The following is a 7,736-nucleotide window of genomic DNA, read 5'->3' on the forward strand; positions in this document are numbered from 1 at the left end:
GCGGCCGGGCGTGGGTGGCCATCACCGGGAGCAGGCCCGCTGCCGGGCCAACCGGGTCATCAACGGCCGGCTATCGAGGATCACCGTCGGCTGGTCCCACAGTGGGCGGTAGGCGCCGGCCCGCGCCGCGTACACCGTGGCGGGACCGGTGGCGTCCAGCCGTGCGGGCCGGTGGCGGAGTCGGCGGAGTAGCCGGATCATGCGCGTGCTCCCCTCGATCAGGTCGAGGCGGCAACAGCACCAGTGTCACCACCCAGAATGATCCTGTGGTGACACCGAGCCAGGGGCCCGAACTCGTCGAAGGCGAACACCCGCTGCGGGAAGCTGCTGCTGACGTACTCGATCCGGGCGAGCTTGGCATCGCGGTGTGGGTCGGTGGACTCCTTCCACGTCTTGGTCCGCTGGAAGGTGATCCGATGCCGCTGCAGGATCTGCCGTAGCCGTTCCCGCCCTATCCGCACACGGCGGGTCGCGTGTAGGCGCAGGTGGTCGGCGAGTTTGCGGATGCTCCACCGGGTGAACGGCCGCCCCAGCTTCTCGGGGCGGGTGTTGGCCGTCTCGACGATGTGCTGCTCTTCGTCAGGACTGATCTGGCGGGGACGGCCACCCGCCCACTGAGGGTCCAGGCTGGCCATCCCCATCTCCCTGAACCGGTGGATGACCTGCCGGATCGTGTCCTCATCGGCTTGGACCAAGCGGGCGATCGCCGGCACCGTGTTCCCACCAGCCGAAGCGAGCACGACCATCGACCGCCGCAACCGGATCGGCGAGCCGGTACCTCTACGAGTGATCCTCAGCAGCTGCTGACCCTCCTGGTCGCTGAGCCGCCGAACGCAAACGAGTTCTGCCACCGCCACAGCCTGAGCAGTTCCAGCTTCTGCCCCGGAGTGAAGCTCCGGCGGGCCCGCGGCCCGCCCGAACGCGGGCCCTTCTTGCGACTCATGACCCCATCCTGGGCCACGACCAAGTCAACCGCAGTAGTCAACGCTTCTCGATCCTGAACTCGCCCTGTCCGGCGGACTTGCTATGAACCGCTGGCCTCAACTCACCCTGACAGACAGGGCATCCCCGGCCTGCTCAGCCAGAGTCCAGCCGTTCTTACGCCCCAACCCCGACACCAGGCCACACAGGTACTGACGCGCCCGCCGCCGCGGCTCCGAACGGCGAAACCGGGGCCCGATACGGGCATGCAGCCGGTCCAACTCCCCATGCCAACGATCGACATCAACATCCATCACAATCGGACCAACGAACGCGAACCGAACTCGATTCGCCTACTGCCGCTGCAGTACTAGGCCCGGGCCCTCGGGCACGATGTCGACCGGCGCCGCGAGCATCGGCGCGACTGGCCGACGCAACACCGGTCCCGGCCCGGCGCTCGACCATACGTGCCTTGACGTCACCCCAGCCCCCGTCACGCCGACCGTCGGTGCCGCTCATGTCCGCACCCCCACACCCATCCTGGGACAGATGTGGGCTGTCTCGGGCGGAGATCCGCGACAACGCATGTGCCAGCGAAGGCTCGCAACACCCTCGACGCTGGTCGGGCAGGGAGGAAGAACGCGATCACCCCCCGACGACGTGTAATCCCCTCTACAGCCCGCCCCTGCATCCGCGCTGCTGGTGACACGAGAGCAAACAGATCCGGCCATGATCAGGAGATCATCCACAAGCATCGGAGATATCCACAGCGCAGGACCGGCGCTGGCGAGCGGTCGGGCCTGCGGCGAACCTGAACAGGTCGACAAGGTCACCGCTCGGCTGCTGGCCACGGCCACGCGCAGGTGGAGCAGCCTTGGCCGCAGGCCACCGACAAGCTGGTCCCCACAGCAACGCCCAGTTGCGGGGACCAGCCCGCGTGGAGGCCAGCCATCTGGGGGCATCAGAACCTCCTCCGTCGCGTCCCGCGCTCGTCACGCACGTACCGTCAGAGGGTGGACGTGCTGCTGCACGGCGGGCCAGGCGACGGGCAAGTAGTGCCCGGCGGCGGTAGAACCGTCGTGTGGCGGGCGTGCCTGTACGAGATCACGCCAGAGTACGGCCACCAACACGGCCGCAACCTGCGGGTCTACCGACACCGTCCCGACTGCTGCGAGCCATACAGCCGAGGCGCCGAAGACCGCTGCGAATGATTCGCCCTAGCGCCGCACGGGCAGGCTCGTTCACCACCCCACCTCACCACGAACCGAACATGCATACGATCACCGCGTGAAGGCGAGTGTCCGGCAGTGGTGCAGCGGCGTCCGGGGACGACGGGCACGCCGCGACGTGTGGCTCGTCCGCCAGACACTCTGGAAGGTGACCGCCCGCGCCGGGGACACCGAGACAGGGAAAACGCTGGAATGGAGTTCGACACGGAGGGACAACACGAACCATTACCCCATGTCCAACGGTGGTGGACCTGGATCTGGTGCTCGCATAGCCCCGGAACCACCATCCGCGAACAGCGCCCGGCTGATTCGGCGTACCGCGTTCGGCGACTCGCTGACTGGCATCGACTCGCGCAGGCGACCGCCGGTGAATGGCTCCCAATTCTCGTACGGGTCGTCGACCATCTGGCCGGCGAGCATCACCGGCGCGGAAGCGGGGAGGGAGCCGGGAAAGAACCGGTCGCCGCTGGCCACCAGGTCGTCGACGGTCCACCATCGCATGCCGAGGATCGCGTTCCATTCGGCCACGGTGCGCCGGTGTCGGCCCTCGCCCGGGCTGGCTTCGCCACAGAGCACGACGTGCAGCGTCTCGCGCTGATGATAGTCCCGGCCGCACCAGGAGAAGTGCGTCTCCCGGTGCCACAGTGGCGGACCGACCCGGTCGGTGGACACCTCGATGCCCGCCTCCTCGGCGAGTTCGCGGACGAGTGCGGTGGGGGCGTCCTCGCCGGGTTCGAGGCCGCCCCCAGGCATTTCCCACCAGGGGTCAGTGCCGGGCCGAGCCGGGTCTCGCGTCCACAGCAACAGGATCCGACCTGCGGCGTCAACTACAAGGGCTCGTGCTGCCTGCCTCATCGCTACCCGTTCTCCCATCAGCGAGCATTGGCGTTCTCGGTGCGACGGCGAGGTGCCGGCCGTGTGACGATCGAACGATGCACAACTTCTCGGTGATTCGAATTGATTTTGGTTACGCTATCCGGCCAGGCGAGGAGACGGGCGGTGCACCCGCTGCGGTCCCGGTGCTCGGATACATGCTCGAGCACGACGAGCGCCGGATTCTATCCGACACCGGCATAGGGGCTCTACCAAATTAGCGGGGGTTGAGGTGTCCTCGGGTTCGTCGGGTGGTGGCGCAGCGGGTGCGTAGTCGCTGGTTGACGGGGTTGCGGAAGCCGTAGGCGTCGCGGGCGACGGTTTTGATCACTCGGTTGGTGCCTTCGGAGCCAGCGTTGGTGATGCCGGTGTGGAGGAAGGCGAGGATCTGGGGCCACCAGGTCTGCACGGTGGTTGCCAGGCGGGCGAGTTCGGGCAGGTCGGCGTGGGCGCAGCGGCGGTAGAAGCGGTAGAGCAGCTCGGCGACGCGTTCGCGATTGGGGTTGACGCGGGCCAGCGCGAGCAGGTCGAGCAGGTCTTCCTTGGCGTTCCAGGCGGCCAGGATCGGCGCCCCGATGCGTGCCGGCAGCGCGGCGAGGTCGTCTACGTGCTCGGCGCGCATGCGGGCGGCCGATCGGGTCAGCCGGTTGCGCAGTTCCCACTCGCGGTTGCCTTTGCGTCCGCGTCGGCCGCGGACCTGCACGGTGACCCGGCGGCGGACCTCGGTGACGGTGGCGTTGGCCAACTGCACGAGGTGGAAGTGGTCGACGACGAGTTGGGCGTGCGGCAGGACCCGCACGATGGCGGACTTGAAGATCGTGCACATGTCGATCGCGACGTAGCGGACCTGATCACGCCACTGCTATGGGCGGGCCAGGAGCCAGTCGGCCACGACCTGAGCGGTGCGGCCCTCGACCTGCCTGAGGCTCTGGAAAGGTGGGCACCTCCGGCCGCAGCAGCGGCACCGCCGCCACCGCGGTCCGCAACCGCTCGATGTGATCCGGCCGCGGTTGAACGCCGCATACAACGAGCCGTGACCGCGGCGGTGCTCCCCCACCAGCGACAACTCGACCAGAGAACGCACCGGTGCCTCTGCGCACAACAGCGCGTCGGCCAGCTCGATCAACGCATCCCGGCGAGCGGTCAGACAGGCGTGGAACTCGGCCAGCCGGCCGACTCATCAGTCGACCCGGCATCGTGCACACTGATCACCAGACAGCCCTTGGTTTGCAACCTTCTTCCCTAGACAAGAGGAATGATCGATCAAAGGCTGCCCCAATGATCAGCCTGGGGCGATGTCACCACGCCGCAGGTTGAAGATCAAGTTAGAGACGCGGTGGCCGTGGCCGGGTGTGCTAATCGGCACACCGGCCGCGCCCATATACGAGGTGCCGAGCGTTGAAGTGACAGCAATCCTGCCGCACAGGCTTCTCCCGTCTGCTTGCGAAACGGCCCTTTCTATAAATTACTATTTTTGAGGCTTTTCGCGTTCACGCTCAGCATCGCGAATTCCATGATGCACTGCCGCGCGGACCACCGCGTAAAGCACCACGAAAGCGAGCGCGTAGAACACAAAAGCTGCTATCCCACCAGACAGTATGCCCATCACGACATCGTACCAAAGCGCAACCACTCACCACGAGACTGCACCCCGGCGGGCGCCCTTCACAAGCGGAAAGAAAACTGCGAAAGCGCAAAGGCATGCTATAAGCATCGTTGAATGGAATTTTGCCGCCTCCTGGAGTGCCACTGCCCACCAATGGAAGCCGATCGCACTTGCTGGATTCTGGCCAAATACCTAACTCAGCTTCCCGCCGACCGAGCCGACATCCTCACCACTGCCCACACTCACTGGACCACCCCCACCGGCTGGACGCTGATCAACACGGCAGACCCATACGGCACGAAACGGCCCCCGAGCTGCCACCGCGACAACTCACCCGGCTCGGCCGCACCTCCCCGGCACTGGCCGCCGGCTGCTGGCCGCTCGCCGGTCGCTGCGTCAACGATGGCGCGGATGTCGGCTGGGCACCCACCCACGACATCGTGGCTGGTTTAGTCCCCTGGGCCGACGTCTGATCTGGGACGGTCTACAGCCGGTCCGGGACCGCTACGGTCACACACCCGCCGCACTGGCCAACGTAGCCATACGCTTCGCACTGACAACAGCCCCGACCGCCGTTGCGATGCTCGGCTTCCGCACTGCCAACCAGATCACCACGATCACTACCCCCGGCCCCGCCCTGACACCGCCAGAGGTCGCGGACCTGGCCGCGACAGGCGCCCGAATTCGCACAAGCCTTGACCAGGTTTCCCCACAACCGGACCCGACCATGACTGGAGTGCAGAGATGACCGAACCCCACCGCTTTCCCGTCGACGTCCTCATACTCCTTCAACGACCCGACGGACGGATCCTACTCACCAAACGCGCCGGCTCCATCTACCTCGCCGGCTCCTGGGCTGTCCCCGGAGGCAAAGTTGACGCCGACGAAGACGTAGTCACCGCCGCCATCCGGGAGCTGCATGAAGAAACAGGAGTAACGGTCACCCACGACCAGCTCACATTCATCGGAGTCACACACCACCGCCCCCCACACCACGACTCCCGCATCGGGTTCGGCTTCCTCGCCACCGCCTGGACCAGCGAACCCCGCAACGTCGAGCCCGACAAATGCTCCCAACTCGCCTGGTTCCCACCAGACGAGCTACCCGACCCGACCATGCCCTACACCGCCGAGGTGATCCGCCTCCACCAAGAGAAACAACCCTTCTCCTTGCACGACTGGTAAGGGATCGGTCACTGAAGTGACACCGGGATACCCCCGCTACCACTAATACCCCGCGAGGTCGACAGTGCGGCGCCTGACCCGGCTTATCCTTGCGCGGACCGGTCCCCGCAACTGGCATTCGCTGCGGGGACCAGCTTCTCGGTGGCCTGCGGCCAAGGCTGCTCCACCTGCGCGTGGCAGTGGCCAGCAGCCTACCGTGGCAACCCCGACGTGATCATCGCGTACCGCAAACCCGCCGACGGCGGCGAACTACCCGATGGAAAAGGACCTGAACAGGCACCACCGCACCGTCCGAGCCCAGGTCGAACACGCCCTGGCCCACATGAAGACCTTCACGATCCTGCGCGACTACCGCCGCGCCGCCCACACTGTTCACTTCTACTATGATGGAGTGGATATCTCCGCCGAACTGTGGGCCAAGCTACCGACCACCGACGCAGGTTGGCGCGAGTTCAAGGGAATGTGAGTACACTACCTGGGTTCAACCGGTCGTTGCAACGCTTGTTGGTTGGAGTAACCGTAGCTGCTCGTCGAGAGCTTCGGCGGGTGTCTTCCAGTCGAGGACCTTGCGGGGTCTGCTGTTGATCGCTGTTTGTACGGCGAGGAGGTCTTCGAGGCCCCAGCGGGACAGATCGGTGCCTTTGGGGAAGTACTGGCGTAGTAGCCCGTTGGTGTTTTCGTTCGTGGCGCGTTGCCAGGGTGAGTGGGGATCGGCGAAGTAGACCGCAATGCCGGTATCGATCGTGAACTGGCTGTGGGCTGAGAGTTCTTTGCCGCGGTCCCAGGTCAGTGATCGCCGCAGACCCTCGGGCATGATGGTCATCGTGGACTGGAGTGCGTCCTTCATCGCGATGGCGCCGTAGCCGCCGAGGGCGGGCCCGTTCTTTACCGGCGGGACGGTTCCGTAGCCTTCGATGCGGGGAAGGTGGACCAGGAGCGTGTATCGGCTGGTGCGCTCGACGACGGTTCCGATGGCGGAGCGGTGCAGTCCGATTATCAGGTCGCCTTCCCAGTGGCCGGGGACCGCTCGGTCCTTGACCTCGGCGGGTCGTTGGCTCAAGACGACATCAGCGGTGACATGCCCTTGCGGCCTGTTCCGCGAGCGTTCACGGGGCTTACGCAGCGCCCGACCGGTCCGCAGGCAGGCCACCAGCTCACGCGTGAGCGCGCCGCGCCCTTGGATGTAGAGCGCCTGGTAGATCGCCTCGTGGCTGATGCGCATATCTTCATCATCGGGGAAGTCGACGACCAGCCGTCGACTAATCTGCTCTGGGCTCCAGGCCGCCGCCCAGCGGCGGTCTGCACGGTGCGGCTTGTTCAGCCCTTTCCAGGTCGTCGCAGGGCCGGCGGCAACTGTGCCGTCACGACGGCACAGTTGCCCGCTCAGCCGGGCCTGTACGTACTCCTTCAGCCGCCGGTTACTCGCCAGCTTCGCCGGCTTGGGCCGCCGCGCGGTGACCTGTGCCTTCCACTGCGCCACGGTGGCCCGGTACTCAAGCTTGCCGCTGCGAGTCGCGGCATTGCGCCGCAACTCACGCGAGATCGTGCCCGGGTCCCGCCCGAGTTCCCGGGCGATCGCACGGACACCCTGCCCCTGCGCCTTAAGCAGCGCAATCTCCTCACGCTCGGAAAACGACAGGTAACGGCCGGAAGGCTCGGCCAGACTCAACGGCGGCATGCCACCAGCGTGACGAAACCACCGCACTGCAACAGGCGTCGACACACCGAGCTCAAGCGCTACCTCCTCAGTGCGCTTACCCCGCGCGATCAACCGCCAGAACGCACGCTGCACATGCCGCGCCGGCATCGGCCTGCCCGGCGAACGCATCGCCGGACGCAACGCCCGATCCGCCTGCTGCTGACGTCGCGCCATCCAAACACCTCCATCATCAAAGGTGTTGCGACGACCAGTTGAATTCGCC

8 protein-coding genes and 3 pseudogenes are annotated in these 7,736 nt (G+C 66.1%); 3 read left to right on the top strand and 8 right to left on the bottom strand.

Annotated features, from left to right (window positions below):
- Window positions 1-21: 21 nt before the first annotated feature.
- The 3 genes and pseudogenes from B118_RS29230 to B118_RS33320 all read right to left on the bottom strand — a co-directional run.
- The gene (locus B118_RS29230) at window positions 22-201 is read right to left on the bottom strand and encodes a hypothetical protein (protein WP_043542020.1); all 180 of its coding nucleotides are present in this window, start codon (window positions 199-201) and stop codon (window positions 22-24) included.
- Between the two features lie 17 nt (window positions 202-218).
- Window positions 219-851 (bottom strand): helix-turn-helix domain-containing protein, encoded by a 633-nt coding sequence (locus B118_RS29235; RefSeq protein ID WP_337588130.1) that lies wholly within the window; start codon window positions 849-851, stop codon window positions 219-221.
- A 213-nt stretch (window positions 852-1,064) separates the two neighbouring features.
- Window positions 1,065-1,235, bottom strand: a pseudogene (locus B118_RS33320) (IS701 family transposase); the annotation flags it as partial.
- 699 nt (window positions 1,236-1,934) lie between these two features.
- On the opposite strand from B118_RS33320, the gene B118_RS31285 reads away from it, so the two are divergent.
- Entirely contained in the window at window positions 1,935-2,132 is a 198-nt protein-coding gene (locus tag B118_RS31285; RefSeq protein ID WP_080678175.1) for a hypothetical protein, read from the top strand.
- 243 nt (window positions 2,133-2,375) lie between these two features.
- Here the strand turns inward: B118_RS31285 and B118_RS0124445 are convergent, their stop codons facing one another.
- The 4 genes and pseudogenes from B118_RS0124445 to B118_RS32060 all read right to left on the bottom strand — a co-directional run bounded on the left by B118_RS0124445 (window position 2,376) and on the right by B118_RS32060 (window position 4,629).
- Window positions 2,376-3,023 (bottom strand): NUDIX hydrolase, encoded by a 648-nt coding sequence (locus B118_RS0124445; RefSeq protein ID WP_337588131.1) that lies wholly within the window; start codon window positions 3,021-3,023, stop codon window positions 2,376-2,378.
- A gap of 217 nt (window positions 3,024-3,240) precedes the next feature.
- Window positions 3,241-3,948: pseudogene (locus B118_RS31295) on the bottom strand (ISL3 family transposase); the annotation flags it as partial.
- A gap of 81 nt (window positions 3,949-4,029) precedes the next feature.
- Window positions 4,030-4,191: pseudogene (locus B118_RS34010) on the bottom strand (transposase); the annotation flags it as partial.
- Window positions 4,192-4,491: 300 nt separating this feature from the next.
- Window positions 4,492-4,629 (bottom strand): hypothetical protein, encoded by a 138-nt coding sequence (locus B118_RS32060; protein ID WP_155252996.1) that lies wholly within the window; start codon window positions 4,627-4,629, stop codon window positions 4,492-4,494.
- A gap of 744 nt (window positions 4,630-5,373) precedes the next feature.
- Here B118_RS32060 and B118_RS0124455 point away from each other — a divergent pair.
- Window positions 5,374-5,814 (top strand): NUDIX hydrolase, encoded by a 441-nt coding sequence (locus B118_RS0124455; RefSeq protein ID WP_027648779.1) that lies wholly within the window; start codon window positions 5,374-5,376, stop codon window positions 5,812-5,814.
- A 256-nt stretch (window positions 5,815-6,070) separates the two neighbouring features.
- Entirely contained in the window at window positions 6,071-6,280 is a 210-nt protein-coding gene (locus tag B118_RS32575) for a hypothetical protein (RefSeq protein ID WP_027658547.1), read from the top strand.
- Window positions 6,281-6,295: 15 nt separating this feature from the next.
- Here the strand turns inward: B118_RS32575 and B118_RS0124465 are convergent, their stop codons facing one another.
- Window positions 6,296-7,687 carry an IS30 family transposase gene (locus B118_RS0124465; protein WP_028192378.1) on the bottom strand — a complete coding sequence of 464 codons (1,392 nt, stop codon included), beginning with the start codon at window positions 7,685-7,687 and terminating at the stop codon, window positions 6,296-6,298.
- Window positions 7,688-7,736 lie beyond the last annotated feature (49 nt).

The sequence above is a fragment of the Salinispora pacifica CNR114 genome, from assembly GCF_000514775.1.
GTDB classification, from domain to species: Bacteria; Actinomycetota; Actinomycetes; order Mycobacteriales; family Micromonosporaceae; genus Micromonospora; species Micromonospora pacifica.

What these genes read in the sequence shown, in the direction of transcription:
- B118_RS0124445 (WP_337588131.1), bottom strand. Translation starts at nt 3,023, where the DNA reads ATGGGAGAACGGGTAGCGATGAGGCAGGCAGCACGAGCCCTTGTAGTT.
- B118_RS32060 (WP_155252996.1), bottom strand. Translation starts at nt 4,629, where the DNA reads ATGGGCATACTGTCTGGTGGGATAGCAGCTTTTGTGTTCTACGCGCTC.
- B118_RS29230 (WP_043542020.1), bottom strand. Translation starts at nt 201, where the DNA reads ATGATCCGGCTACTCCGCCGACTCCGCCACCGGCCCGCACGGCTGGAC.
- B118_RS0124465 (WP_028192378.1), bottom strand. Translation starts at nt 7,687, where the DNA reads ATGGCGCGACGTCAGCAGCAGGCGGATCGGGCGTTGCGTCCGGCGATG.
- B118_RS32575 (WP_027658547.1), top strand. Translation starts at nt 6,071, where the DNA reads ATGGAAAAGGACCTGAACAGGCACCACCGCACCGTCCGAGCCCAGGTC.
- B118_RS0124455 (WP_027648779.1), top strand. Translation starts at nt 5,374, where the DNA reads ATGACCGAACCCCACCGCTTTCCCGTCGACGTCCTCATACTCCTTCAA.